22 protein-coding genes and 1 pseudogene are annotated in these 26,165 nt (G+C 69.0%); 11 read left to right on the top strand and 12 right to left on the bottom strand.

Annotated features, from left to right (window positions below):
- Positions 1–8: 8 nt before the first annotated feature.
- Together BJF87_RS06230 and BJF87_RS06225 are read right to left on the bottom strand one after the other, a co-directional pair.
- Complete coding sequence (locus tag BJF87_RS06230) at positions 9–935, bottom strand: TatD family hydrolase (protein ID WP_035750356.1); 927 nt, start codon at positions 933–935, stop codon at positions 9–11.
- 41 nt (positions 936–976) lie between these two features.
- On the bottom strand, positions 977–1,816 hold the full coding sequence (locus tag BJF87_RS06225) for a PhzF family phenazine biosynthesis protein (RefSeq protein WP_035750354.1): 840 nt from the start codon (positions 1,814–1,816) through the stop codon (positions 977–979).
- A gap of 163 nt (positions 1,817–1,979) precedes the next feature.
- Between BJF87_RS06225 and BJF87_RS06220 the strand changes: the two genes are divergently transcribed.
- The 8 genes and pseudogenes from BJF87_RS06220 (at position 1,980) to BJF87_RS06185 (ending at position 11,613) form a co-directional block, all read left to right on the top strand.
- Positions 1,980–2,651 carry a GntR family transcriptional regulator gene (locus BJF87_RS06220; RefSeq protein ID WP_262338886.1) on the top strand — a complete coding sequence of 224 codons (672 nt, stop codon included), beginning with the start codon at positions 1,980–1,982 and terminating at the stop codon, positions 2,649–2,651.
- A 58-nt stretch (positions 2,652–2,709) separates the two neighbouring features.
- Positions 2,710–3,432 (top strand): HAD family phosphatase, encoded by a 723-nt coding sequence (locus BJF87_RS06215; protein ID WP_035750865.1) that lies wholly within the window; start codon positions 2,710–2,712, stop codon positions 3,430–3,432.
- Complete coding sequence (locus tag BJF87_RS06210; RefSeq protein ID WP_035750352.1) at positions 3,429–5,780, top strand: glycoside hydrolase family 65 protein; 2,352 nt, start codon at positions 3,429–3,431, stop codon at positions 5,778–5,780. Before BJF87_RS06215 ends, BJF87_RS06210 begins: the two co-directional genes overlap by 4 nt.
- Positions 5,781–5,862: 82 nt before the next feature.
- A pseudogene (locus BJF87_RS06205) lies at positions 5,863–6,517 on the top strand (HEAT repeat domain-containing protein).
- A complete protein-coding gene (locus BJF87_RS06200; RefSeq protein WP_035750346.1) occupies positions 6,511–7,491 on the top strand; it encodes a HEAT repeat domain-containing protein in 981 nt (326 codons plus the stop codon). Before BJF87_RS06205 ends, BJF87_RS06200 begins: the two are co-directional and overlap by 7 nt.
- A 58-nt stretch (positions 7,492–7,549) precedes the next feature.
- Positions 7,550–9,139 carry a methionine--tRNA ligase gene (metG, locus tag BJF87_RS06195; RefSeq protein ID WP_075862833.1) on the top strand — a complete coding sequence of 530 codons (1,590 nt, stop codon included), beginning with the start codon at positions 7,550–7,552 and terminating at the stop codon, positions 9,137–9,139.
- A gap of 15 nt (positions 9,140–9,154) precedes the next feature.
- Positions 9,155–10,303 carry an aminodeoxychorismate synthase component I gene (locus BJF87_RS06190; protein ID WP_075862832.1) on the top strand — a complete coding sequence of 383 codons (1,149 nt, stop codon included), beginning with the start codon at positions 9,155–9,157 and terminating at the stop codon, positions 10,301–10,303.
- A gap of 62 nt (positions 10,304–10,365) precedes the next feature.
- The gene (locus tag BJF87_RS06185) at positions 10,366–11,613 is read left to right on the top strand and encodes a helix-turn-helix domain-containing protein (protein WP_006357854.1); all 1,248 of its coding nucleotides are present in this window, start codon (positions 10,366–10,368) and stop codon (positions 11,611–11,613) included.
- Here the strand turns inward: BJF87_RS06185 and rsmI are convergent.
- Positions 11,537–12,436 (bottom strand): 16S rRNA (cytidine(1402)-2'-O)-methyltransferase, encoded by a 900-nt coding sequence (rsmI, locus tag BJF87_RS06180; RefSeq protein WP_075862831.1) that lies wholly within the window; start codon positions 12,434–12,436, stop codon positions 11,537–11,539. The two genes, BJF87_RS06185 and rsmI, sit on opposite strands and share 77 nt — an antisense overlap.
- 38 nt (positions 12,437–12,474) lie before the next feature.
- On the opposite strand from rsmI, the gene BJF87_RS06175 reads away from it, so the two are divergent.
- Positions 12,475–14,058, top strand: a complete 1,584-nt coding sequence (locus BJF87_RS06175) for a dolichyl-phosphate-mannose--protein mannosyltransferase (RefSeq protein ID WP_075862830.1) — start codon at positions 12,475–12,477, stop codon at positions 14,056–14,058.
- A 31-nt stretch (positions 14,059–14,089) separates the two neighbouring features.
- Here the strand turns inward: BJF87_RS06175 and BJF87_RS06170 are convergent, their stop codons facing one another.
- Genes BJF87_RS06170 through BJF87_RS06140 form a run of 7 tightly spaced genes read right to left on the bottom strand, consistent with a single transcriptional unit; the run spans position 14,090 to position 21,193 of the window.
- Complete coding sequence (locus BJF87_RS06170) at positions 14,090–15,865, bottom strand: BCCT family transporter (RefSeq protein WP_230461917.1); 1,776 nt, start codon at positions 15,863–15,865, stop codon at positions 14,090–14,092.
- A 32-nt stretch (positions 15,866–15,897) separates the two neighbouring features.
- Entirely contained in the window at positions 15,898–16,275 is a 378-nt protein-coding gene (locus BJF87_RS06165) for a GntR family transcriptional regulator (protein WP_006357849.1), read from the bottom strand.
- A 9-nt stretch (positions 16,276–16,284) separates the two neighbouring features.
- The gene (locus tag BJF87_RS06160; protein ID WP_075862829.1) at positions 16,285–17,553 is read right to left on the bottom strand and encodes an arginine deiminase; all 1,269 of its coding nucleotides are present in this window, start codon (positions 17,551–17,553) and stop codon (positions 16,285–16,287) included.
- A gap of 3 nt (positions 17,554–17,556) precedes the next feature.
- Positions 17,557–18,792, bottom strand: coding sequence for an MFS transporter (locus tag BJF87_RS06155; protein WP_075862828.1), 1,236 nt, complete (start codon positions 18,790–18,792; stop codon positions 17,557–17,559).
- Positions 18,789–19,808: a patatin-like phospholipase family protein gene (locus tag BJF87_RS06150; protein ID WP_075862827.1), complete on the bottom strand. Its 1,020-nt coding sequence runs from the start codon at positions 19,806–19,808 to the stop codon at positions 18,789–18,791. Before BJF87_RS06150 ends, BJF87_RS06155 begins: the two co-directional genes overlap by 4 nt.
- 49 nt (positions 19,809–19,857) lie before the next feature.
- Positions 19,858–20,304 (bottom strand): redox-sensitive transcriptional activator SoxR, encoded by a 447-nt coding sequence (gene soxR / locus BJF87_RS06145; protein ID WP_006357845.1) that lies wholly within the window; start codon positions 20,302–20,304, stop codon positions 19,858–19,860.
- Between the two features lie 25 nt (positions 20,305–20,329).
- Positions 20,330–21,193 (bottom strand): universal stress protein, encoded by an 864-nt coding sequence (locus BJF87_RS06140; protein WP_075862889.1) that lies wholly within the window; start codon positions 21,191–21,193, stop codon positions 20,330–20,332.
- Between the two features lie 155 nt (positions 21,194–21,348).
- Between BJF87_RS06140 and BJF87_RS06135 the strand changes: the two genes are divergently transcribed.
- On the top strand, positions 21,349–21,663 hold the full coding sequence (locus BJF87_RS06135) for a hypothetical protein (protein ID WP_075862888.1): 315 nt from the start codon (positions 21,349–21,351) through the stop codon (positions 21,661–21,663).
- Between the two features lie 51 nt (positions 21,664–21,714).
- The gene (locus BJF87_RS06130; protein WP_075862826.1) at positions 21,715–23,205 is read left to right on the top strand and encodes a serine/threonine protein kinase; all 1,491 of its coding nucleotides are present in this window, start codon (positions 21,715–21,717) and stop codon (positions 23,203–23,205) included.
- A gap of 25 nt (positions 23,206–23,230) precedes the next feature.
- On the opposite strand, the gene BJF87_RS06125 is transcribed toward BJF87_RS06130, so the two are convergent.
- Together BJF87_RS06125 and BJF87_RS06120 are read right to left on the bottom strand one after the other, a co-directional pair.
- Positions 23,231–24,043, bottom strand: coding sequence for a protein kinase domain-containing protein (locus BJF87_RS06125; RefSeq protein WP_006357841.1), 813 nt, complete (start codon positions 24,041–24,043; stop codon positions 23,231–23,233).
- Position 24,044: 1 nt separating this feature from the next.
- Positions 24,045–26,165, bottom strand: a complete 2,121-nt coding sequence (locus tag BJF87_RS06120; RefSeq protein WP_006357840.1) for a cation:proton antiporter — start codon at positions 26,163–26,165, stop codon at positions 24,045–24,047.

Raw genomic sequence — 26,165 nt, 5'->3', positions numbered from 1 at the left:
CGGCCAGATTATGGCAAAGGGATGTTGTAGGCGCGTCGCGCATTGATGCCTAACAGACGGGCCATCTCCTCTTCGGGCACCCCTCTGACCTCGGCGATCGCCCGCGCCGTGTAGGGCAGGCAGTACGACTGATTCGGCTGGCCACGGTAGGGATGCGGCGTCAGGAACGGCGCGTCGGTCTCTACCAGGATCTGTTCGTCGGGCACCAATTCGGCCGCGACGCGCAGTTCGTCGGCATTGGCGAAGCTCACAGTCCCGGCAAAGCTCAGGATGTACCCGCGGTCGACGCATTCTCGGGCAACGTTCCGGTCACCGGAGAAGCAATGCATGATCACGGTCTCGGGGGCACCTTCGGCGGCCAGGATGTCCAGCAGATCCCGGTCGGCCTCCCGGTTGTGGATCATCAGCGGCTTGCCGACCCGCTTCGCGAGATCGATGTGCCACCGGAACGTCTCGTGCTGGACCTCCGGCGACGCGCAGTCGTCGGACTTACCCGGCCAGTAGTAGTCCAGTCCCGTCTCACCCACCGCGACGACCCGCGGATGACGGACCATCTGCTCGAGTTCGGCGGCGGTCTCGCCGTTCAGGTCGCCCGCATGCATCGGATGCAGTGCGACGGCCGCATAGACCCGGTCGTCCCACTCCGCCGCGGCGACCGCCCAGCGGGCGTCGACCATGTCGTCGGCAACAGTCACCATCTGGTCGACGCCGACCGCCTGCGCGTGGTCGAGGATGGCGCGGACCGACTGGGCATCCCGCCCGCCGCACGCCGCGAGGTGGGTGTGGGCGTCGACGAGGCCCGGCAACGGCGTCGGATCCGGCGGCGGCTCGCGCCGGCGGCGCTTCTTGGCCGCCTTGTTGCTCAGGGTCTCGGCAGGAGCGTCGGCGGTGGCTCCGGTCGGGGGTCCGGCTGCGGCGTCGCTGGCGTCGCTCATGGCAATCACCTTGGCACAGACCGCGGACGTCTCGTGCCGGACTACAGCGCGACTGTGCCCTCGATCACGGTCGCGGTGTCGCCACCGACCCAGATGTTCTCCCCGTCGTCGTGGACGTGGACGCGACCGGCGCGACCGATTGCCGCACCCTGGGCGGCGACATAACTCTCCGGCGCCTGCCCGGTTGATCGGAGCCAGGTCGCGATCCCCGCGTTGAGGCTGCCGGTGACCGGGTCCTCGGGAACGCCGATGCCCGGGACGAAGGCGCGGACCTCGGCGAAGACGTCGCCCGACGAGTAGAGACCGAGCAGGCCGACCTCGTGGTGGCCGAGGGCGGGGATGTCGGGGCGGACCTCGAGCACCCGCTCCCCCGATCCCAGCTGGATCACCATCCACTCGGGACCGTTGTCGACCCATTCCGCCGCGAGCACCTCCCCGGGATCGACACCGAGCGCCGCCACGACCTCGTCGACGGTGTCGGAATCGACCGGCCCCGACCGGCGCAGCGGCGGCGCCGCGAAGGCCAGCCGTGGGCCCGATCGGCGGATACGGACGAGTCCGACGCCGCATTCCTGCACGATGTCCTCACCCTTCGGCCGTCCACCCGAGGTCAGCCACGCATGCGCGGACCCCAGCGTCGGGTGGCCGGCGAACGGCAGCTCCCCGCCCGGCGTGAAGATCCGCAGTTTGTAGTCGGCGGCCGGATCGGTCGGCGGCAGCACGAAGGTGGTCTCCGAGAGGTTGGTCCAACGCGCGAAGGCCGCCATCCGGTCCTCCGCGATGGGAGCACCGGGACCACCGCCATCGACGACCACCGCCACGGGATTGCCCTCGGTGCCGGTGGACGAGAACACATCGACCTGAGCGAAACGACGAGTCATGTCGCCATCGTCTCATCGGGGTTCACGCACCGGCCACGGGATTTCCGGCGAAGTGGACCGGCCAGTAGGGTCCCGCGCCGGTTAAGGTCGATTGAGCGACGCGAACGGACGGAACGATCGATGCCCCCCGGGACCACTACACAGGACACAGCTGGCCGTCGAGGTGGCCGACTACCTGCGCACGCGCATCATGACCGGTGTCCTGCGGCCGGGCGACTTCGTCCGGCTCGACGAGACCGCATCGGTACTCGGGTGCAGCGTCACCCCGGTCCGCGAGGCGCTCGCGACCCTCCGCGGCGAGGGACTCGTCAAGCAGTCCCTGCACCGCGGCTTCATCGTCGAGACGCTCACCCGTGGCGACATCGTCGACACCTTCTGGATGCAGGCCGAACTCTCCGCACGCCTCGCGAGTCATGCCGCCCAGAACCCGCATCTGGACGAACATCTTGGCGAACTGGCTGCGCTCGTCGACGACCTCGAGACTGCCGTCGACTCCGGGCGAGCCGACCAGGTGCTGTCCGCGGAGTTCGCCTTCCACCGCAAGGTGCACCTGATGGCCGAGAGCAAGAAACTCGCCTGGTTCCAGTACTCGGCCAGCAAATACAATCCGCTGCAGCTGTATTCGAGCGACACGGAGTGGGGCCTGTCCGCCGCGGCCAGCCACCGGCGACTCATCGAACTGCTGCGCGAGGGCGACACCGCCGGCATCAAGGCCGAGATCGTCTCCGCCTTCGAGGACGCACGCGACCGCCTGATCGCACAGCTGGAATCCATCGGTTTCTGGGACGACGGTCGTTCGCCGGCAACAGGAGCCCAGTCGGTCAGCTCCGCCTGACGCGCGCTATCGCGCTTCATCGCGCCTTACCCGACTCAGGCGGGTAGCGTTGCGGATCGTGTTGGGATTGCCAGAAGTGATCACTGTCGCGCTCTTCGATCTCGACGGGGTCCTCACCGAAACCGCGGTACTCCACCGCAAGGCTTGGAAGAAGACGTTCGACGCCTTCCTCGCCGATCGCGCGGGCGGCGTGGACGCGCCCGGCTTCGTGGAGTTCACCGACCAGGACTACCTCGACTATGTCGACGGGCGTCCCCGCGAGGACGGGGTACGGGCCTTCCTGGCGTCGCGCGGGATCACCGACGTCGACCCCGCGACCGTGGCCGCGATCGGGAACGGCAAGAACGACATGTTCCTCGTCAGCCTCGCCGAAGACGGAGGTCATGCCTACCCCGGTTCGGTGCGGTACCTCAACGCGGCACGCGATGCCGGTCTGCGCATCGCGGTCGTGACGTCGTCGAAGAATGGAGGACCAGTGCTCGAAGCTGCCGACCTGTCGGGATTCGTCGAGGTCCGCGTCGACGGTCTCGAGATCGCCGCGCGTGGCCTCAACGGCAAACCCGCTCCCGACTCCTATCTCCTGGGAGCCGAACTGATGGGCGTCGAACCCGCTGCGGCCGCGGTCTTCGAGGACGCCATCTCCGGCGTACGGGCCGGTAGCGCAGGCAAATTCGGCTACGTCGTGGGCATAGATCGTGTCGGCGGGGGTCAGGCCGAGGCGATGCGCGCCGCCGGCGCCGACATCGTCGTCAACGATCTCGACGAATTGCTGCCCGCATGAGCGCGGACAAGGCACACGGGTTCGAGATCCACCCGTGGCAGCTGAAGTGGAGCGGCGGAGTCGACCTCGACATGCTCGGCCGCACCGAAACGTTGTTCGCGTTGTCCAACGGGCACATCGGTTTACGCGGCACCTTCGAGGAGGGTGAACCGGTCGATCATCCGGGTACCTACCTCAACGGCTTCTACGAGTTGCGCGGTCTCCCCTACGCGGAGAGCGGTTACGGCTACCCGGAATCGGGCCAAACGGTCGTGAACGTGACCGACGGCAAAATCATCCGCCTGCTCGTCGAGGACGAGCCGATGGACCTCCGGTACGGCCGTACCGAAGAACACGAACGGACACTCGACTTCCGCACCGGCACACTGCGTCGCCACACCCTCTGGACGTCCCCGACCGGGCGCACCGTGCGCATCAAGTCCGAACGTCTCGTCTCGTTCACCAAGCGCACCATCGCGGCCATCCGCTACGAGGTGGAACCCGTCGACGAGGACATGAAACTCGTCCTGCAGTCCGACCTCCTGGCCAACGAGCCGGTCCCGGCCCCCGGGAACGACCCGCGTCTCGCCGCCGCACTCGACGCCCCGCTGGTGTCGGACCTCGCGACCTGCCGCAACTACTGGGGCATGCTGGTCCACCACACCAAGCAGTCCGGTCTGCACATCGCCGCCGGCATGGATCACGAGATCTACTTCCCGGACAAGGCCGACACCTTCATCCGCGCCGACGGCGACCTCGCCCGCCTCACCATCGCGGCGAACGTGCCGAAGGGCAAGAGCCTGACCCTCACCAAGTACATGGGTTACGGCTGGTCGGCCCGACGCTCGGTCCCGGCGCTGCGCGCACAGGTCGACGCGGCGCTGGCGATGGCGATGGAGACCGGCTGGGACTCGCTCAAGGCCGATCAGGTCCGCTACCTCGAGGACTTCTGGCGCGACGCCGACATCGAGCTCGACGGCGATCCCGAACTCCAGCAGGCGGTTCGGTTCGCCCTGTTCCACGTCCTGCAGGCCGGCGCCCGCGGGCAGTCCCGCGCGATCCCGGCCAAGGGACTCACCGGTCCCGGTTACGACGGCCACACCTTCTGGGACACCGAGAGTTTCATCCTGCCGATGCTCACCTACACGGTGCCCGCCGCGGCCGGCGAGGAGCTCCGCTGGCGTCACGCCACCATGGACAAGGCGAAGGCCCGCGCCGCCGAACTCGGCCAGCGCGGTGCGATGTTCCCGTGGCGGTCGATCAACGGCGACGAGTGTTCGGGTTACTGGCCCGCGGGCACGGCCGGTGTGCACGTGTCCGCCGACATCGCCAACGCCACCGCCCGCTACCTGCGCGCCACCGACGACGAACAGTTCGAAACCGAGTGCGGCGTCGAACTTCTCGTGGAGACCGCCCGGTTGTTCGCCGGCCTCGGACACCACGACGTCAACGGCAAGTTCCGGATCGACGGCGTGACCGGGCCGGACGAATACACGGCGGTGGTCAACAACAACGTCTTCACCAACCTCGCAGCGCAGCAGAACCTACGCGACGCGGTGGCGGCGGTCCACCGCCGCCCCGACCTCGCCGAACAGTTCGGGGTGACGACAGCCGAAGCAGCACACTGGGAATCGTGCGCGGACGACATGTCGATCCCCTATGACGAGGCACTCGGGGTGCATCAGCAGTGCGAGTCCTTCACGCTCCTCGGCGCTTGGGATTTCGAGTCCTCAGTCGGTCGCTACCCGTTGCTCTTGAACTATCCGTATTACGACCTCTACCGCAAACAGGTCGTCAAGCAGGCCGACCTGGTCTATGCGACCTACTTGTTCGGCGATTCGTTCACCGCCGAACAGAAGCTCCGCAACTTCGACTACTACTACCCGATCACCGTGCGCGACTCGTCGCTGTCGGCGTGCTGTGAGGCGGTCACCGCGGCCGAGGTCGGCTACCTCGACCTCGCCTACGACCTGTTGGCCGAGTCGGTGTTCACCGATCTTCACGACCTGCACAACAACGTCAACAGCGGCCTGCACATCGCCGCGCTCGCCGGCGCGTGGACCGACTGTGTCGCCGGTTTCGGCGGCATGCGTGACTTCGGCGGGCAGATCACCTTCGCACCGCGGTTGCCGAGCCGGTTGACGTACATGTCGTTCCGCATGATCGTGCGGGAGTCGAAGTTCGTGGTCGCGGTGGACAAGGAACACGCCACCTACCGTTTGCTGTCCGGACCGCCGATCGACCTCTCGCACCACGGCGAGAAGTTCACCCTCACGTCGGCACCGGTGAGCATGAAGATCCCCGACCTCGAGTATCGGGAACCGCCCAAAGCGCCTCCCGGTTGCGAGCCCTACCGCCGCGAGATCTGAGCAGACCTCGACACCTCGTCGTCACCCTTCTTGACCTTCACACTGTGACAGGGTCTGTAGTGGGTGCGAGGAGGTGTTGACGATGACCCAGACGATCACGGCCGCACTGTACGCACCCGACCCGTCGACGCGTCTGCGTGCGGCGCTGGCGGCGGGCACCCAGCCGGACCCGCTTCTGACCGGCGATCTGATCGCGCGCTGCGGCGTCGAAGAAGACTTCTTCGTCCGGGACATGCTGACATGGGCGCTGACCAGGCTCCTGCGGAGGTGACGGTGCCGCGGCTCGTCGGCGAGCTGGTCTCGGACCTGCCGCAGGCCCGCAGCCAGGCGCTGCACACGCTGTCGAAGGTCGGCGACCGGTCCGCGTGGCCGGCCGTCACCACAGATCTGCTGCACGACGCCGATCCCGAGGTCGCCCGGACCGCATGGCGCGCCGCAGTGGCCCTCGTCCCGTCGGGCGAGGAGCCGGCACTCGCGGGCGAACTGGCCCGGGAACTCGGGCGAGGCCCGATCGAAATGCAGCGCAGCCTGAGTCGGGCGCTGGCCGCCCTGGGTGAGGCGTCCCTCGAGGCACTCACCACGCTCGTCGCCATCGAGAGCCCAGGGTCCGTGCGCATGCCGAGGCCACCGCGCGACTCCTCGACGACCCGGACAGCGACTTCGCCGCTGCGCTCGAGCATGCCACGCGGATGACGAAAATCGGCGCGTCCGTGGAGGATTCGAGTCCGCCGTGCTGATCGGCGAGGTGGCGCGGCGTTCGGGTGTCAGCACCCGGATGCTGCGTCACTACGACGCGCTCGGCCTCGTCCGGCCGACCGGCCGCACGACGGGCGGTTACCGCGAGTACTCCGACGCCGACATCGAACGTCTGCTGCACGTGGAAAGCCTGCGGTCGCTGGGGTTGTCGCTGCGCGACGTCGGCCGCGCCCTCGACGATCCGTCCTTTGCGCCGGACGCGTTGATGGAGAAGCTGATCCAGGACACCAGGGATCGGATGGCCGCCGACGCCCGGTTGCTGAATCGACTGCAACAGATCCGGGTGACCGGCGCCGACGACTGGCCGGCCGTGCTCGACGTGGTCGGCCTGCTCCGTGCGGTGCACTCCGAACACCCCGCCCACCGCCAGCGCGCGGCGCTGCGAGCAGGCGAGGCCGGACTGTCCGCCGAGGCGCTGACCGACGCCCTGCTCGCCGAATCCGACGAGAACGTCGCCGGCGCGCTCCGCTGGGCGCTGGCGCAGACTCCGGGAGCGCTCGACCAGCTCGCCGCCCGGCTGACCGATGGCGACGCGACGGTGCGGCGACGCGTGACCACCGCACTCACCGCGATCGACGACGCTCGGGCCACCGCGGTGCTCGAGGCGTCGTTGACCGACCCCGACCCCGGGGTCCGGCGAACGGTCGCCCTCACCCTCGGCCGTCGCGGCGTCGACACCGCGGTGGACGTCCTCGTCGAACTCGTCGCCGCCGGGGACCGCGATGTCGAGGCCGCCGAGATCCTGGCGACGCAGGACGACAACGGCGGGATCGTCGCCCGGCTCGTGGACCGCCTCGGCACCGATCCGGACCCGTCGGTACGGCTGCGCCTGGTCCAGGCACTGGCGGAGATCACCGGCGATGCGGCGTCGAGGACCCTGACCGAGCTGGCCGACGATGCCGACGAGACGGTCGCCCGTACCGCGCGGGCGATCGGGCCGTTCCGATCCCGGTGAGCGGGGCCGACCCGCGATTGGCTGTCGGCGGCTGCCGGTCGGTACTCTGTGGAGCACTATGGCACCCGATCTGACCAGCCCTGATCTGTCCGGCCCGGCCGAGGACGGCACCTCGTACGGCGCGGGGCGGCCGTACTACCTCACCACCGCGATCGCGTATCCCAACGGCGCACCGCACATCGGGCACGCCTACGAGTACATCTCCGCAGATGCCCTCGCACGGTTCAAGCGCCTCGACGGTTTCGACGTCCGGTTCCTGACCGGCACCGACGTCCACGGTCAGAAGATGCAGCAGACCGCACAGACCGAGGGCATCCCCACCGCCGAACTCGCGAACCGCAACTCCGATCGATTCCAGTCGTTGCAGGAACGTCTCGGCTCGAGCTTCGACCGTTTCATCCGCACGTCCGACGAGGACCACAAGCGGGCGTCGGAGGAACTGTGGAAGCGGATGAGCGACCGCGGTGACATCTACCTCGACAAGTATTCCGGCTGGTACGACGTCCGCGACGAGACCTTCTACGCCGAGGCCGACACCGAGGTCGACGACGCCGGCGACCGCGTCGCCTCCGACACCGGGCATGTGGTGACCTGGACCGAGGAGGAGACCTACTTCTTCCGGCTCTCGGCCTACCAGGACAAGCTCCTCGAGTTGTACGAGGCGCAGCCCGACTTCATCGGACCAGACGTCCGCCGCAACGAGGTCATCAGCTTCGTCAAGGGCGGGCTCACCGACCTGTCGGTGTCGCGGACGACCTTCGACTGGGGCGTCCCGGTCCCCGACCATCCCGAGCACGTCATGTACGTGTGGGTCGACGCGCTGACCAACTACCTCACCGGTGTCGGCTTCCCCGACGACGCCGCGACCTTCGAGCGTTTCTGGCCCGCCGACCTGCACATCATCGGCAAGGACATCATCCGGTTCCACTGCGTGTACTGGCCGGCCTTCCTGATGAGCGCGGGCGTCGAACTGCCCAAGCGGGTCTTCGCACACGGCTTCCTGTTCAACAAGGGCGAGAAGATGTCCAAGTCGGTCGGCAACGTCGTCGACCCGGAGAACCTCATCGACGAGTTCGGCCTCGATCCGGTGCGCTACTTCTTCCTGCGCGAGGTGTCGTACGGCCAGGACGGGTCGTACTCGGCCGAGGCGATCGTGTCGCGCATCAACGCCGACCTCTCCAACGAGTTCGGCAACCTCGCCCAGCGCACCCTGTCGATGATCGGCAAGTACTTCGACGGCGTGGTGCCGGCGGCTGCTGACCTCACCGACGCCGACAAGGCCCTGCTGGACCGGGCCGACTCGCTGCTCGGGACCGTCCGCGAGCACTTCGACAACCAGGCCATCCACCTCGGCCTCGAGGCGCTGTGGTCGACGCTGGCCGAGACCAACCGGTACATCTCCGCGCAGGAACCGTGGAAGCTCGCGAAGACCGACCTCGACCGGACCGGCACCGTGCTCTATGTGTGCGCCGAGGTGGTGCGCATCGTCGCGGTGCTGAGCCAGCCGGTCATGCCGGAATCGTCGAACAAGATCCTCGACCTCCTCGCCGTCGGCGACGACCGTCAGTTCAGCGCGGTCACCACCCGTCTGGCGGTGGGAACCGCGCTGCCGAAGCCGTCCCCCGTGTTCCCGCGCTACGAGAACTGACCGACCTCGCCGCTCATGGCCGCGTCCGCGCTCGATGCACTCCGGGCTGTCCATGCCGAGACCCTCACCCGGGGCCTCCCACCGCCCGCGGCGCTGATCGGTGACTGGCTCGGCGCCGACGCGGTGATCGCGCCGAGCATCGAGATCGTCCCGGGCTGCACCCCGCCCGACGACCCGGACCGCTTCTGGTTCGGGCACATCGGCTTCCCGGTGCGCGCCGACGAGTCGGCGCTGCCGACGAATGCCGGCGGCCTCACCGACGGTGTTCTCGTCCTCCGCGACGGCGAGTGGTCCACACTCGGCACCGGCATACCCGACTGGGCGCACGCGGTGCTCGACGCCCCGCACCCGCAGGTCGAGCGCCCCACGACGACCGCCTGGAACCCGCCGGCACGCGAACCGCATCTGGCCGCGATCGGACACTGTCTCGACGCCATCCGCGCCGGCGAGGTGTATCAGGCGTGCGTGTGCACCCGGTTCACCGGCACGTTGTCTTCAGACCCGGTGGACTTCTTCGCCGACCTCGCCGGAGCCACGGCCCCTCCGAAAGCGGCTTTCCTGCAGGGTGTTTGGGGTGCGGTGGCAAGCCTGTCGCCGGAGACCTTCCTGCGTCGTACCGGCAACATCATCAGTTCCTCACCGATCAAGGGGACACTGCCCGCACACGCCGACCCCGACGCACTGTCCGCCTCCGCGAAAGACATCGCGGAGAACATCATGATCGTCGACCTCGTCCGCAACGACCTGGGGCGGATCGCGGTCACCGGCAGCGTCCGGGTGCCCGAACTCCTGTCGGTGGTGCCCGCGCCCGGCGTCTGGCACCTGGTCTCGCGAGTCGAGGCGATCGTGCGGCCCGGCACCGGCAACGACGCCGTGCTCGACGCGACCTTCCCGCCCGCGTCGGTCACCGGCACCCCCAAGCTGCGCGCGATGGAACTGCTCGCCGATTGGGAGCATGCCGCCCGCGGCGTCTACTGCGGGGCGATCGGCATCGCCGGACCCGACCGGGCCCTCGATCTGAACGTGGCCATCCGTACGGTCGAGATCGCGCCGGACGGCAGTCTCGGACTCGGCGTCGGCGGCGGCATCACGATCGACTCCGTCCCGGAGAGCGAGTGGCAGGAATGTCTCGACAAGGCTTCCAGCATCGTCGCTAACATTTGACCGCATACGCTGCAGCATCCTAAATACCGGACTTGATCGTTGATTTCGGTAACATTCCGTCCATGACTCTGTCCATCCAGGCGACAACCGACCTCACGGAGCTCGTCCGGGAGATCAATCGCGACCGCGAGGCCATCATGTCCGGCGCGACACCGCCTCCCGGATTCGCGGGTGAGGTGGTCGAGTCCTGGAGCCGCGTGCAGGCCGCGGACCATCCCTCGACGGTCGACGATCACCATCGCGGACGCATCAGCCGCGACGAGCTCGAAGCCCGCCGGGCCGCCCATCCGCTCCGCCACGCGGTGGACTCCCTCAAGCGGGTGTTCGCCCAGTCGACCGACGACCCGCTGATGGCCCTGGGCATCTTCGACGCCGACGGCGTGATGCTGTGGCGCGGCGGCTCGCCCGCGGTGTTCCCCGAGGCGAACCGCCTCGGTCTCGTGGAGGGCAGCCGGTGGGACGAGGATTCCGCCGCGACCACCGCCGTGGGTTTGGCGATCCGCAACCGCCGACCCAGCCGTCTCTTCGGCCCGGAGCACTACAGCCGATCGCTGCACGGGTTGTACTGCACCGCGACACCGGTTCACGACCCGCGCACCGGCGAGATGATCGCGGTCGCCGGGCTCGCCGGCCCGGCGATGCAGATGCAGCCGGCGGTCTCGGCGTTCACGGCCGCCCTGGCCACGCTGGGCGAGCACGAGGTGACGCTCGCCCATCAGCGCGCACTCGCCGACCTCCGCTACCACGGCGCGGCCCAGCTGGCCGGCCTGCACGGGCCCGGACTCCTCATCGACGACGACGGCTGGGTCGCCGAAGGTCGTGGGTGCACGCCACCGGTCCGGGTGGCCGCGCCGACCGAGGACATGCGTCAGTTCGTACCCGGACTCGGGATGTGCGTCGTCGAACGACTCGGGACGGGCTGGCTGGTGCGTCCGGCGGGCCCCTCGGGCCCGGTCATCGCCGAACTCGACCTCGACGGAGAGCCGACGATCACGGTCTCCGGCGACGACGACCCGTGGCGCACGGTCCTCACCCGTCGCCACGCGCAGATCCTGCTGCTGCTGGCCGATGCGGGCGACCAGGGACTGACCTCACAACAGTTGAGCCAGTTGCTCTTCGGCGACCAGAATCACACCGTCAGCGTGCGCGCCGAGCTGTCGCGACTGCGCCGCGTCGTGGGTGCGCTCGTCTCGAGCCGGCCCTACCGGCTGGCGCCGCGCGTCGAGCTGCGGGTCAGCTCGGATCAGCTCGACGCCTATCGAGAACCGACTGGTAGACGTCGCGCCGCGAGGCACCCGAGCCCTGCGTGACCTCTGCGCAGGCGTCTTTGAGCCGCATCCCGCCGGCCACCAGTTCCTCGGCGCGGTCGGCCAGATCCTCGACGTCGGGTTCGGTGGGCACCGCGCCGGCGATCACCACCGTGATCTCGCCCCTGACGCCGCCCGCCGCCCAGTCGGCCAGTTCGGCCAGACCGCCGCGGCGGACCTCCTCGTAGGTCTTCGTCATCTCCCGGCACACCGCGGCGCGCCGGTCGGGCCCAAGGATCTCGGCCGCCGCGGCCAGGGTGTCGGCCAGCCGGTGCGGCGACTCGAAGAAGACGGCCGTGCGCGGCTGGGTGACGAGTTCCCGCAGCCAGTCCGCGCGGGCCCCCGGCTTGCGTGGCGCGAATCCCTCGAAGCAGAACCGCTCCGACGGCAACGCCGACACCGCGAGTGCCGTCGTCACCGCCGACGGGCCGGGCAGTGCCGTCACGGGCAGGCCGGCCTCGGCGCAGGCCACCACGATCCGGTAACCGGGGTCGCTGACCGACGGCATCCCCGCGTCGGTGACGAGCAGGACCGTCTCGCCACCGGCGATCGCTTCGACGAGTCCGGGTGTCCGGGCCGCCTCCACCTGGTCGTAGTAGCTGACGACGCGTCCGCCGATCTCGACGCCGAGCGCGGTGGCCAGCGCACGGGTGCGGCGGGTGTCCTCGGCGGCGACGATGTCGGCCGTCTGCAGGGCCGACCGCAACCTGGGCGAGGCGTCGCCGACCTGCCCCATGGGTGTGGCGGCCAGCACCAGCCGGCCCGTCGTCCCGGTGTCGGGTGCGGGGTCGTCGGTGGAGTGCGTGTCGGGCTCGGCGGCATTCATCGTCAGCCAGCTTACGAGGGCCCACTAGGATCGAGCGGGTGACCATCACCGCCGCGCGTGACACCTCTGTGCCCGCCGGTGTCCCGGTCCCCGCCGCGGTCCCGCCGCCCCGCCTCGGACCGGAGGTCCCGGCCCCGCTGTTCGGTGCGCCGGATCGCGGTCGCGGCCTGGTGGTCGGCGTCGTCATCACGCTCGTCGCCGTCCTGACCCGGTTCTGGAATCTGAGTCACCCCACGGACAAGGGCACCCCGGTCTTCGACGAGAAGCACTACGTGCCGCAGGGCTGGCAGGTGCTCACCGGCGGCAACTGGATCGAGGACAACCCGGCGTACGGGCTCGTGGTGCATCCACCGATCGGCAAGTGGATGCTCGCAGCATCAGAAGCCGTGTTCGGATACGGCCCGCTCGGCTGGCGGGTCGCGCCGGCGATCGCCGGCGTCCTCATCGTCGTCCTCGTCTACTGCGTCGTGCGCCGGCTGACCCGGTCCACACTCGTCGGTGCGATCGCCGGGATCTTCGCGATCTGCGACGGCGTGTTGTTCGTGCAGTCCCGGATGGGGATGCTCGACATCTTCCAGGCCCTGTTCATCGTCGCCGCCTTCGCCGCGCTCGTCGCCGACCGCGACCAGGTCCGCGAACGGATGTATCGCGTCTACCTCGAGGGCCGGGTGGGCGACAGTCCGTTCGGACCGCGCCTCGGTTTCCGCTGGTACCGCTTCACCGCCGGCGTCATGCTCGGTCTCACCTGCGGGACCAAGTGGTCCGGCGTCTACTACGTCCTCTTCTTCATGGCGCTCGCGATCGGTTTCGACGTCGCGGCCCGCCGCGCGTATCACGTGCAGCGCCCGTGGGTCGGCACGCTCGTCCGCGACGTCGTGCCCGCCGGTGCGAGCCTCGCGGTGATGCCGGTGGCCATCTACTTCCTGACCTACATCCCGTGGTTCAACAGCGAGACCGCCGTCTACCGCTACTCCGAGGGCAACTCCATCGGTACCGGCGGCACCTTCTCCTGGGTGCCCGGGGCGTGGCGTTCGCTCTGGTACTACGAGTCCGGCATCCTCGAGTTCCATTCCGGGCTGACCAACTCGGCAGGCAACCAGCATCCGTGGGAGTCCAAGCCCTGGACCTGGCCGATGAGCCTGCGCCCCATGCTCTACGCCCTCGAGAACGGGCCCGACCAGTGCGGCACGGGTGAGTGCGTCCGTGCGCAGATGCTGATCGGTTCGCCCGCGCTGTGGTGGCTCGCACTGCCCATGCTGCTGTGGGGTCTGTGGTCGTGGATCGTCCGCCGCGACTGGCGTTACGCCGCGGTCGTCGTCGGCTACTGTGCCGGCATCCTGCCGTGGTTCGTGTCCCTCGACCGGCAGATGTACTTCTTCTACGCGACGGCGCTGGCCCCGTTCCTCGTGATGGGTCTCGCGCTCTGTTGCGGTGACCTGCTGCGCGCGACGGCGACCACGGCCCGCGCGCGGCCGGAACGCCGGGTGCTGTCGATCATCGTGGTCGCCGTCTACGTGGCGCTGGTCGTCACCAACTTCGTGTGGCTGTGGCCGATTCTCACCGCGTCCCCGATCTCACCGGGACTGTGGCGGCAGCAGATCTGGCTGCCCAGCTGGGGCTGAGTACTGCCGCCACAGTGCATCGGCCGTGCCGTCAGGCCGGGGAACCGTCCTTCTTGGCGGCCGGGACCGTCCCGTCACCGTTGAGTCCGGCCTGCTCGACGATCTCGGGTTCGATGATCTCGAGATGCCGCACGGCGTCGGCGTGGATGGAGTCGAGTTCTCCGGTGGCGATCGCCTCGGCTTGTTCTCGGACATGCTCGTCGACGCGTGCGGACAACACGGTGCGGGACACGATGAGCGGATCGTGCCGGAGGTCCGAGTACAGCGACAGGCACATGCCGATCATCACCAGGACGAACGGCAGGGCTGCGATGATGGCCATCGTCTTGATGCCGTCGAGGGCGTCATCCCCGCTGATCGCCAGGAGCAGTGCGGCCACCACGCCGGTGAGCACACCCCAGAACACCGTGATCAGGCGTGAGGGTTCCTCCGCGCCGCGCTGTGACAGCGTCCCCATCACCAGCGAGGCGGAATCGGCGCCCGAGACGAAGAAGATCGCCACCAGGATCATCACCAGCGCCGACGCGACGCCGGCCCACGGCAGGTTCGCCAGCACGTCGAACAGGGTGTCCTCGCTGGCGTCGTTGGCCGCGTCGAAGTCGAGCACCCCGGTCATCTGTTCCCGGATCGCGGTACCGCCGAACACGCAGAACCAGACCAGCGACACCGTCGTCGGGACCACCATGACGCCGATCACGAACTCGCGGATGGTCCGCCCGCGACTGATCTTGGCCAGGAACAGGCCGACGAACGGGGTCCACGAGACCCACCACGCCCAGTAGAAGATGGTCCAGTCGGAAAGCCACTGCTGGCCTGCCTCGGACGCCACGGTCGCATCCGAACGGGCCGCGAAGGTCGTCAGGTCGGTGAAGTAGGCACCGAGTGTGGTCGGCAGCAGGTTGAGGATGAAGATCGTCGGGCCGACGACGAAGACGAAGGCCGCGAGCACGACCGCGAGCACCATGTTGATGTTCGAGAGCCACTGGATGCCGCGGGCGATGCCCGAGACCGCGGAGGCGACGAATGCGGCGGTGAGGATCGCGATGATCCCGACCAGGAGGAGCTTCGTGGGTTCATGAACCCAACCGATCTTGTCCAGGCCCGAACCGATCTGCAGTGCACCGAGACCCAGCGACGCGACCGTGCCGAACAGCGTCGCGAAGATCGCGAGGATGTCGATGACCTTGCCGGCCGGACCGTTGGACACCTTCGGACCGAACAGTCGCTCGAACACCGAGCTGATCAGCTGCGTGCGCCCCAGCCGGAATGTGCTGTACGCCAGGGCCAGTCCGACGACCGCGTACATCGCCCAAGGGTGGAATCCCCAGTGGAACATCGTGGTGGCCATCGCGGCGCGCACGTCCTCGGCGCCGATCTCCGGTGGCGGACTGACGAAGTGGAAGAGCGGTTCGTAGGCACCGAAGAACATCAGGCCGATACCCATTCCGGCGCTGAACATCATCGCGATCCAGCTGATGGTACGGAACTGCGGCGTCTCGTCGTCGCGGCCGAGAGGGATGCGCCCGTACTTGGACACCGCGAGGAACACCGCGAAGATGACGAAACCGGTCGCGGAGAGGATGAACAACCACCCGAGGTTGGTGGTGATCCACCCCAGGACGTCGGCACTCGTCGAGTTGAGGCCGTCCTTGTCGGCGAGACCCCAGGCGACGAAGGCGATGACGATGAGGGCAGTGACCGAGAAGACCACGGGATCCAACCGTGGTCGTGCGGGCCGACTCCCCCCACCACGTCCGTGCGAGGAGTCCCGCGCACGGCCAGACGGCACGTTCTGTTCACTTGTCATGAGTCCACCAAAGCAACGTCGGTGCTGCCATTTCAAGTCGCGCGCAGCGCCCGCTCCACCAGAGCGACGATCGTTTTGTCGTCAAGACCCAGGTCACGGGCGGTCTCGACGTAGGTCGTCGCCGCCGCGAACCCGGCATCGTGGGCGTCGTGCCGGCCGGCCCTGATGAACGAGCCCGAGCGTCCGCGGGTCTCGATCACCCCGGCCGCCTCGAGTTCGCGGTAGGTCTTCGCCACGGTGTTGGGGGCGAGGTCGAGATGCGCGGCGAGTGCCCGGACGGTCGGCAGGCGTTCACCGGTGAGCAGCGTGCCGTCGGCGATCAGTTCGATGATGCGGAGCCGCACCTGCTCGAAGGGTGGCCGGTCCGAAGCCGGGTCCACCGTCAGATTGTCCAGCAGCGATGAGCTCATGGCCGGTCCTCACAACAGATCCCGCGCCAGCGGACACGACATGCACCGGGGCCCACCACGACCCGAGCCGAGTTCACGACCCTCGATCTCGATGACCTCGATACCCGAATCACGCAGGCGTCGATTGGTTTCCACGTTCCGGTTGTAGGACACGACGACACCCGGGGACAGGGCGAGGGTGTTGTTGCCGTCGTCCCACTGCTCGCGCTCGGCGGTCACCGGGTCGAGGCCGGTGTCGATCACCCTGAGCTTGCCGATACCCATCGCCTCGGCGGCCGCTTCGACGAAAGGCCGCTCCCCCGTGACGTGTACGGCGTCGGTGGCCGGGTCGTGGGCGAGGGTGAACGCCGACATGTGGTCGCGGATGTTGGGATACATCACCACCGCATCGGTGTCGACCATGGTGCAGACGGTGTCGAGGTGCATGAACGCCCGCGCCTGTTCGATGGGCACCGCGAGCACGGTGTGCGCGAGATGATCGTCGAAGAGGCTGCGCGCCAGCGCTTCCGCACCGGCCGGCGTGGTGCGCTCCCCGACCCCGACGGCGACGACACCCGGGGCGAGGAGCAGCACGTCTCCGCCCTCGACCGGCGCGACCTGCGACTCGTAGGCGCGTCGGGCACCGGTGAAACGAGGGTGATGCGCGTAGATGAGGTCGGTCAGCGATGTCTCGCGTGCCCGCGCGGGAAGTGCCAGGGAGGTGATCGCGAACCGCGAACCGATCCAGAACGAGCTGTCGCGGGTGAACAGCAGGTTCGGCAGCGGTTCGATGGCGAACTCGGGGCCGTGATGCATCCGGCGGACCAGCGACGAACGCTCCGCCGACGGCGTGATCGGGAGCTCGTCGAAGGTCATCCCGGCGGTCAGGACGTGTGACAGCTCCGCGGGCGCGAGTCCGCGCAGGTGCCTCGCGAGATCCTCGGCGAGATGCGTCCCCAGACGGCGTGCGCTGACGGCGGCCGCGATGCCCTGGATGCGGGCGGCCCCGCTGTGCGCGATCGTCTCGGTGAGCAGGTCGCCGAGCAGATAGACGTCGACGCCGCGATCCCGCAGCACCGCGGCGAACGCGTCGTGTTCCTCCTGCGCACGGTCGACCCAGGGCAGCCCGTCGAACAGCAGTTGATCGTTGTTGCGCGGCGTCAGGCGCCGCAGCTCGTCACCGGGACGGTGCAGCATCACCGCACGCAGCGTGCCGACCTCGGAATCGGCCCCCAGGGCGTAGTCCCACCCGGTCGCGGCACTCCCGTTCGAAGCGTCCTGCTGCCCGTCACGCGTCATCGCTCAACCGTAATTCGTTCCGTCACGATCGGCCGCCTCATCGTGGGTGAACGTCGGACCCTGACCGACGATCGCCGGCGCGGTCTCGCGGGCGAACAGCCACGTGACCAGGGCGATCGACGCGACCACGCCGGTCAGCACGAACGCGGGGCCGAAGCCGACACGGTCGGCCACGAACCCGACGATCACCGGCCCGGTCACCGCGCCGAGGTCGGAGGACATGCCGAACGCCGCGAGTGCCGACCCACCCTGCTGGCGGTTGCCCAGGACATCGGCCAGCGCGGCCTGATGGGTGGGGGCGAACAGCCCGGACCCGACGCCGGCGAGCACCGACAGCGCCAGCGCGACGGGCACGTTCGGCGAGAACCCGAGTGCGATGGTGGCGACGACGGTGATCGTCAGCCCCGGCAGCATGATCGGCCGACGACCGAACCGGTCGGAGAGCCTGCCCGCGACGAGGATCGCGAGGACGTTGCCGGCCGCGTAGACCGCCAGCACGATCCCGGCCATCCCCGCCCCCGCACCGAGCCCCTCGGTGATGAACAGCGGGACGACCGCGACGCGCACGCCCATCGATGCCCAGCCCTGCGTGAAGTTCGACGCGAGGATGGCCCGATAGGCGCTGTCGCGCAGGGCGGTCCGGAAACCGATGAGGCCGGCCGTCGGGCCCTCGGCCTGATCGGGGGCGATCACCTCGCGCAGCTGGGTGGCCACGACCGCCGATGCGACCAGCAGCGCGACGGCGTACACGACGAACGGCACGCGCAGGCCGAAACCCACCAGGGCGGCACCGATCAACGGTCCGGTGATGCTGCCGATCAGGAACCCCGCGGAGAACAGGCCCGACACCCGACCCCGAATGTCGCTGGGCGACATCCGGATCAACAGTGCCATCGCCGAGATGCTGAACATCGTCGACCCGATGCCGCCCAGACCGCGGAAGACCAGGAGCTGCCAATACGACTGTGCGAAGGCACAAGCCAGGGTGCTGGCCGCGACGATGAGGAGCCCGGTGAGGTAGAAGCGTCGTTCGCCGAACATCGTCACGAGACGTCCGCCCGTCGGGGCGAACAGCAGGCGCATGATCGCGAAGGCGGACACCACCGCGGTGGCCGCGGTGAACGAGACGTTGAACGCGCGAGCAAAACTCGGCAGGGCGGGCGCGATGAAGCCATAACCGAGTGCGATGACGACGTTGGCCGACAGCAGCACCCAGATGCCGCGAGGGATCTGCCTCATGGCAGCTCGGGCAGATCGTCGAGAGCCTTCGCGGTGAGTTCGCGTCCGAGATCGATCATCTCGGTGGCCTTGTGGAAGTCGAGGGTGCGCACCGCACGACGCGGCACGCGGATCAGGACGTCCGGCGGATAGCCGGCGACCTGATAGCGGGTCAGGGCCTCCTGCATGATGTCGAGCGACCGGCTGAGCACCTCGACGCGACCCATCCGCTGAGGCTCGTCGGCGGTGTCCGGAGACACCGCGGCGGTATCGACCACGACCGCGCCCTCCGCGTCGGGGACGGCAGCCGGCGCGACCTCGTCCGCGCCGTCGGTCGCGACCTCGGTATCCGCGAGGTCGCCGGTCTCCGAACCGAAGCGGTCACGCACCGAGCGCACGAACTCGTTGTCGAGGATGGGCGCGACGTTTCGTCGGAGCAGGCCCTTCGCCTTGGGCTGCCGGCTGGCACCCGTCTCGGGCCCGCCGTCGGAGCCGAGGATCACGCCGATCGTGACGTCGCTGGGGACGCCCGAGGTCGGCGCGACGGGCAGCGGGTCGAGGATGCCGCCGTCGGCGAGCAGTCGCCCCTTGTGTTCGTGCGGGCTGATCACGCCCGGGATCGCGATCGAGGCACGGAGCGCGTCGGCGAGGTTGCCGCGCTGGAACCACACCGCACGACCGGCGGACAGGTCGGTGGCGATGGCCGTGAACGGGATCGGCAGATCCTCGATCGCGGTGTCGCCGAGGATCTCCCGCACGCGGGTGAGGATGCGTTCGGCACCGATGACGCCGGGTTTGGTGAGGGAGACGTCGAGGAGCCGCACGACGTCGAGCTGGGACAGGCCCGAGGTCCAGTCGACGTAGTCGTCGAGCTTGCCCGCGCAGTACAGTCCCCCGACCAGCGCACCCATCGATGATCCGGCGACGGTGACGATCTCGAATCCACGTGCCTCGAGCTCGGCGATCACGCCGATGTGCGCGTACCCGCGAGCGCCGCCACTTCCCAGAGCCAGCGCCACGCGCGACGGTCGAGCCATGCCGCAACCCTACCGCCGCAGGTTCGCCCGCCGAGATCGCGGGAGGTGATCACTCGGTCATGAGGCGGCGGGGGCCGGGACCGAGTTTGTTCAGTTCGTCTCCCGGGTTGAGCAGGTGGCATTCGCCGAGCGACAGGCATCCACACCCGACGCAGGAACCGATCATGTCGCGCATGCTCTCGAGCAGGGAGATGCGGTGGTTGATGTCGTCCATCCAGCGTTTCGACGCCGCCTCCCACATCGACTTCGACGGGGATTCGTGGTCACCGAGTTCGGCGAGCACCTCGCCGATCACCGACAGCGGGATGCCGGCGACCTGCGAGGCCCGGATGAACGCGACCCGGCGCAGCATCGCCCGGTGGTAGCGCCGCTGGTTGCCGGCGGTCCGCCGGCTGAAGATCAGCCCCTGCTCCTCGTAGAACCGGACCGCCGACGGCGCGATGCCCGCCCGCTGCGCGAGCTCCCCGACCGAGAGCTCGAGTCTCTTCAGCGTCATGCGTCGATGGTAGGCACCGCCCCGGTCAGTTGCGCACCACCAAGACCGGGCATTCGGCGTTGTGCATGACCTTCTGGCTGGTCGAGCCGAGCATCAGTCCGCGGAATCCGCCGCGTCCGCGGCTGCCCACGACGACGAGCTGGGCGTCGGTCCCGGCCGCGTCGAGCAGCGCCTTCGCCGGTTCCTCGGGCAACACGCGTCGTTCCACCCGGACGTCCGGGTAGTCCTGCGCGTACCCGGCCAGTCGCTCGGCGAGCACCTCGACCGCGTCCTGGGTCATCCGCTCGACCTCTTCGGGGCCGATCCCGTACCCGTGCAGGGCGTCGGCGTCGAGCGGGGTCCAGGTGTGGACCGCGACCAGCGGGGCGTTGCGCAGCGACGCCTGCCGGAACGCCTCGGCCACGGCCACATCGCTGATCGGCGAGCCGTCCACGCCGACCACCACCGGACCGGTGTCGGAGCCCTCCGCGGCGACGACGGCCACGCGGCCGTGCGCGTGGGCTGCGACGTTGATGCTCACCGAGCCGAGGAACAGGCCCTTCACGCTGCCCAGCCGCCGGGTGCCAACCACGATCATCGCGGCGTCCTTGCCCAGCTCGAGGAGGACGCGCGCCGCGTCCCCGTCGACGATCGACGTCGTGACACTGACGTTCGGCGCTGCCGTCTTGGCGACGTCGTTCGCAGCATGCACGGCGTCCGATGCGTCCTGCCGGATGGCGTCGACGACATCCTGCGGGATGATCAGGCCGGGCGCGTAGTCGCTGGTGCTCGCGTCGTAGGCGCCGACGATCTTGAGATCGAGACCTTCCGCTGCCGCAGCCTTGGCCGCCCATCGCACCGCACCGGTGGCCGCCTCCGAACCGTCCACGCCAACGAGTATCGCGTTCATGTCGGTGATCTCCTCTGGGCTCATCTCGTCTCGTCACGACCCCCTCGTGGAAGCCGAGTCCTCGAACTCCATCCTGCTCCGGAGAACTGCCGGCATCAATGAGCACTAAGTCCTTCCGACCGGCGTGTCGGGGGCCGTGTAGCGTGGTGCTCACCATGACCTCCCCGACTCCGCAGAACTCCAACGACTTTCGCGCAATCGTGATCCACGTCGCCATCACCGTCGTGTTGGGACTGGGCCTCCTCCTCGTCGGACTCGCCGCGTCGGAGTCGGTGCAGAACGTGCTCGTCATCGCCTCACCCGTGGTGGTGATGATCGGTGCGATCGCGATGCTGGTTCGCACCTACCGGGTCTGGAAATCCGGTGGACGCTGGCAGATGTGGCAGGGCGGGGCATGGTTCCTGCTGGTGTTCTTCATCGTGATGCTGTTCAACTCGGCACCCGTGCTGTTCGAGTCGAACACCGAATAGCGCCTCCGGCGGCCGGTAGAATTCGAGCTCTCACACCACAGGGAGCCAAGCGTGTCCTTCGACCTCACCCGCGGCGCGTCACCCGCCCACGGCTCGGTCGTTCCCGGGTCGGTGGTCGCCGGGCATCGCATCGAGCGGGTGCTCCGTGAGTACGAGGTCGGCACGACCTGTCGCGCGATCCCGGTGCCGCCGGTTCCTCCTCCCGCGGGCCGACCGGAACCCGACCCGGTCGTCCTCACCGTCATCGACCGCGCACGTTCGGCGGATGCGCGGTTCCGCAGCTGGTTCGCCCACTCCAATGAATTGGTCTCGGGCATCAGGCATCCCGCGATCGCCCGGATCGCCGGGCACGGTCTCACCGACGGCCGGCTGTGGGTCGCCACCGCGCCGATACCCACCACCGACGCCGCGGATCTGATCCGACGCCACGCGGACGGTGTCGACATCGACCTGGCCGTACGGATCGTCGCCGCGGTCGGCGAGGCACTCGACGCCGCCCACCGTCGAAGGCTCGTGCACGGCGGAGTCACCACCGCCGACATCCTGATCACGACCCGCAGAGACCCCGCCGCCGAGATCACCGCATCCGACCTCACCGACCCCGGTGCGGTCACACTCCACGGCTTCGGCCTGACACCACCCGCGCCCGGGGAGACCACCCCGCACCCGGACTCCGACGTGGCCGCCCTCGGCCGCACGCTCGTCGAACTCCTTACCGGGACCACATCGGTTGCCCGGCACCGGATCTCCGGCGCGGTGTCCCCCGCCTTCCATTCCGTCCTGGCGCGGGCCCTCGATCCCCGGCCCGACCACCGTTATCGGACCTGCGCCGAGTTCGTCCGGGCCGCCGACCTCGCCCTCCACCTCACCCACACCGACGGGGAGCCACCGACCGAGAAGATCGACTCGCCACCGCGCGTCTTCCAACCCGCCGGCAATGCCGACCGGCTGACCGAGCTCGTCGCCGGCCGTCCCGAGGATCGTCGCCTGGATGTCGAGTCACGTCCTGTCCGGCCGCCTGCCCGGTCTGCCGCCGCGCGACGACGCCGGAATCTCACACCGATTCTGGTGGCGCTCGTCGTGGTCGCGGTCTGTGTGGGCGCCGTGATCGTCCTCGGCGCGCGCAACGCGCCACCACCGTGGCCGGCGTCGGTCGGACCGATCGCCGACGCGTTCCCGCGACTGCTGCCCGACTCCCCCGATCAGCAGGGCTGGCGGGATGCGTCCTGCCAGGCCACGTTCCGCGACGGCCTCGACGCCATCTCCTGCTCCGACGCCGAGCAGGTCACCTACGTCGTCTGGCACACGGCCACCCCCGGCGCACGGGACAGCGTCACCGCACCGCTCAAGGGTTATCCGGGTGACGAGATCCAGTGGCGGGACGGTCCCGCGTCGTCGAGCCGCGACAGCCTCGCCGACGGCTGGGTGGTCACCAACTTCGTCGAGCCGGTGCGCGAGCCGTACACGGTGATCACCACGTGGCCGGGCCATTCCGGCCGGCAGATCCTCGACGCCTGGTGGCGATCCGCACCACTCGGGTGACCGGTGCCCGGTTCGGCAACGATCCTCAACGACCCCGCAGGGCGTCGATCCGTTCGGCCACCTGCAGCGCGGTCGACGGCCGGCTCCCGGCCAGCGCCAGACAGTTGGCGATCAGTGTGCGCTCGTCGCGATCGAGCTTCTCCGACAGCGCAGGTGGGGTCGACAGGGCGGCTCGGATCGCCAGCAGCGGCTGGGCGTCGGGCACCTCGCCATACACCCCTTCGTCGGTGAGCGCACGGTGCAGACACGCACCGAGAGACCAGATGTCGGTCGCGCGGGACGGCACGTCACCGGCCAGAAGTGCCGGGTCCATGTACTGCACGGCGCCCGGCTGGGCGAAACTGGTGATCGGCTCCTCGGCCGCGAGCACCCGGGCGAGACCGAGATCGGAGATCTTCCCGCCGGTCTCGGTCACCATGATGCTCGACGGGGTGATGTTGGCGTGGGCGATCCCGGCCTCGTGCAGGGCGTCGACGCCGCGCGCCGCGTCGGCGACCGCGGCCAGGCGTTCGTCCCGGCTGAGGGGACGCGCCGGCGTTCCGAGCGAGCCCATCGGGAAGTACTCCATCGCATACATGAACTGGCCCTGGAGGACCGCGTCGTACAGACCGGCCAGGTAGGGCGAGGCGACCGCGGCGAACGCCCGGAGTTCGCGCACGCCGCGACGGTAGGCGTCGTCGCTGCACACCCCGCTGAAGACCTTGACCACCACGCGATCGGCCGCCAGGCCGAGACGTGCAGGAGGCACCGCGAGGTAGAAGGTTCCGTTGCCGCCGACTCCGAGCTTCTGGAGCACGGTGAAATCCGCAAGCTGTTGCGGGATCTCGACAGTGGCCATGTCAGTGCCTCTCTGGTGATGACGTGGTGTGAGTGGTACCGGCGTTCGGCGTGGGATCGGTCGATGCCGTCGCCTCGGCGTACAGCGTGGTCATCCGGTCCCCCAGTGCTTCTTCGCTGGTCTCGGTGTGGTCGACGACGATCACGGGCGTGTCCGGACCACGCCCGTGGGTGGGGTCGTCGGCGGCGGCAACGGTGAAGGCGGCGTCCTCGCCGCGGTGACGCTTCGGCTCGACCAGGGAGACCCGGACACCGCGATCGATCACGGGCCGCAGGTCGGCGAGCCAGCGCCGCCGTGAACCGGTGGACACGATCGTGAGGGACCTCGACCCGAACAACGCCAGACCGGCTCCCACCACGGCGGCGGTCCGACCGCTGCGGCTGTCGGCGACCACGCAGGTGATGACGCTGCGGCTGGGTGCCGCACCGGCCGCGGCGTTCTCGTCGACGATCGCCACCGGCGCAGCGCGCAACATCTCGCCGAGTTCGCGGTCGGCGGCGTCGATGACGATCACGTCGGCGTTGGCGTTGCGGGTCATCGCGTCGAGGTCGCTGGCCGGGTCGGAGCCGAAGCGGCACAGGACCGACACCGATCCGGCTCCGCTCAGCGAGGCACCGAGCAGGTTCAGCTTCTCCACGGCCGAGGCCATGGCCGCGAAGTCGGGCACCACCGGCACGCCGACCTCGAGGCGTTTGGCCGGGTTGTCCGTCGTGGTGAGCAGGCCGGCCAGCACGACGTCGTAACCCGTTGTGCAGTCGAACAATCGACGGTGTCGAGCGCGCAGGTCCTCGACCGTGCCATCGGGGTCGCGCAACACCACCAGCACCCGCGGGGCGGTCGCCGCGGCCAGCGCCCGACGTTCGGCCGCGGCGATGTCGTTGGCCACCACCGTGTCCGGGTAGACGAGCCGCAGCAGTGGTTCGGTCAGCACCGTCGTCACCAGCGCCATCACCACGAGCATCGCGAAGAGGTCGTCACTGAGGACACCGAGATCGCGTCCGGCCGACAGGATCACCAGCTCGGTGAGTCCGCGGGTGTTCATGAGAACGGCGATGGCCGCGCTCTGCCGTGTGGGGATCGCCGAGACCCGGGCGCCCGCATAGGCGCCGAGGAACTTGCCGGCGATCGCGACGACGAGCACCAGGCCCAGCTGCCACAGCCCCGACAGTCCGATCCCGGCGAGATCGACGCTCAGGCCGGTGACGACGAAGAACATCGGCAGCAACAGCAGCACGCTGACCTGTTCGAGCCGTTCCAGGATCTCGCGATGCAGCTGCTCGGCACCGACCTTCGGCATCACCGCGCCGAACATGAAGGCACCGAAGATCTGGTGGATGCCGATGACGTCGGTCGCCGCCGAGGACAGGAACACGCCGATGAGGATGACCGCCAGGATGTCCGGGGTCAGGCGTCCTGCCGAGTCGCGCCACTCGACCAGCTTGGCCAGCAGCGGGCGCACGATCCCGAACATGATCGCGGCGTACACCAGGGTCATCCCGACGATCTTGGCCACTTCCAGCGGACTGCCGCCCTCGATGATCGCGATGATGAACGCGAGCAGGGTCCAGGCGAGGATGTCGTCGACCGCGGCGGCGGCCAGGCTGAACACCCCGGGGACGGTCCGCATCATCCCGCGGTCGGCGAGGATGCGGGCCAGCACGGGGAACGCGGTGATCGACATCGCGACGCCCATGAACAGGACCATGCCGAGCCGTTCGATCTCGACTCCCCCGACGGTGTCATGCGACGGGTACAGCAGAAGTCCCAGTGCGGCACCGAGTCCGAACGGCAGCACGATCGAGCACGCCGAGATGCTCGCCGCCGCACGCTCACGCCCGCGGGTCAGTCGCATGTCGAGTTCGAGTCCGACGATGAACATGAAGAGCACGAGCCCGATCTGGGCGAGTCCGCCGAGGAGTGGCCGCACCTCTTCGGGGAACAGCCACTGGTCGGGGTTTCCCGGGAGGAGCCCCAGAAGACTCGGCCCAAGGGCGATCCCGGCCGCGATCTCGCCGACGACGGCCGGCTGCCGCACCGCGCGCGCGATCATCCCGCCGATGCGGGCGACCGCGATGATGACCGCGACATCCAGGAGGAGGAACGCGACCGTGTGCTTGTCCAT

The sequence above is a fragment of the Gordonia sp. CNJ-863 genome, from assembly GCF_001942325.1.
GTDB lineage: Bacteria > Actinomycetota > Actinomycetes > Mycobacteriales > Mycobacteriaceae > Gordonia > Gordonia alkanivorans.
This window is presented reverse-complemented; position numbering and strand designations above follow the sequence as displayed.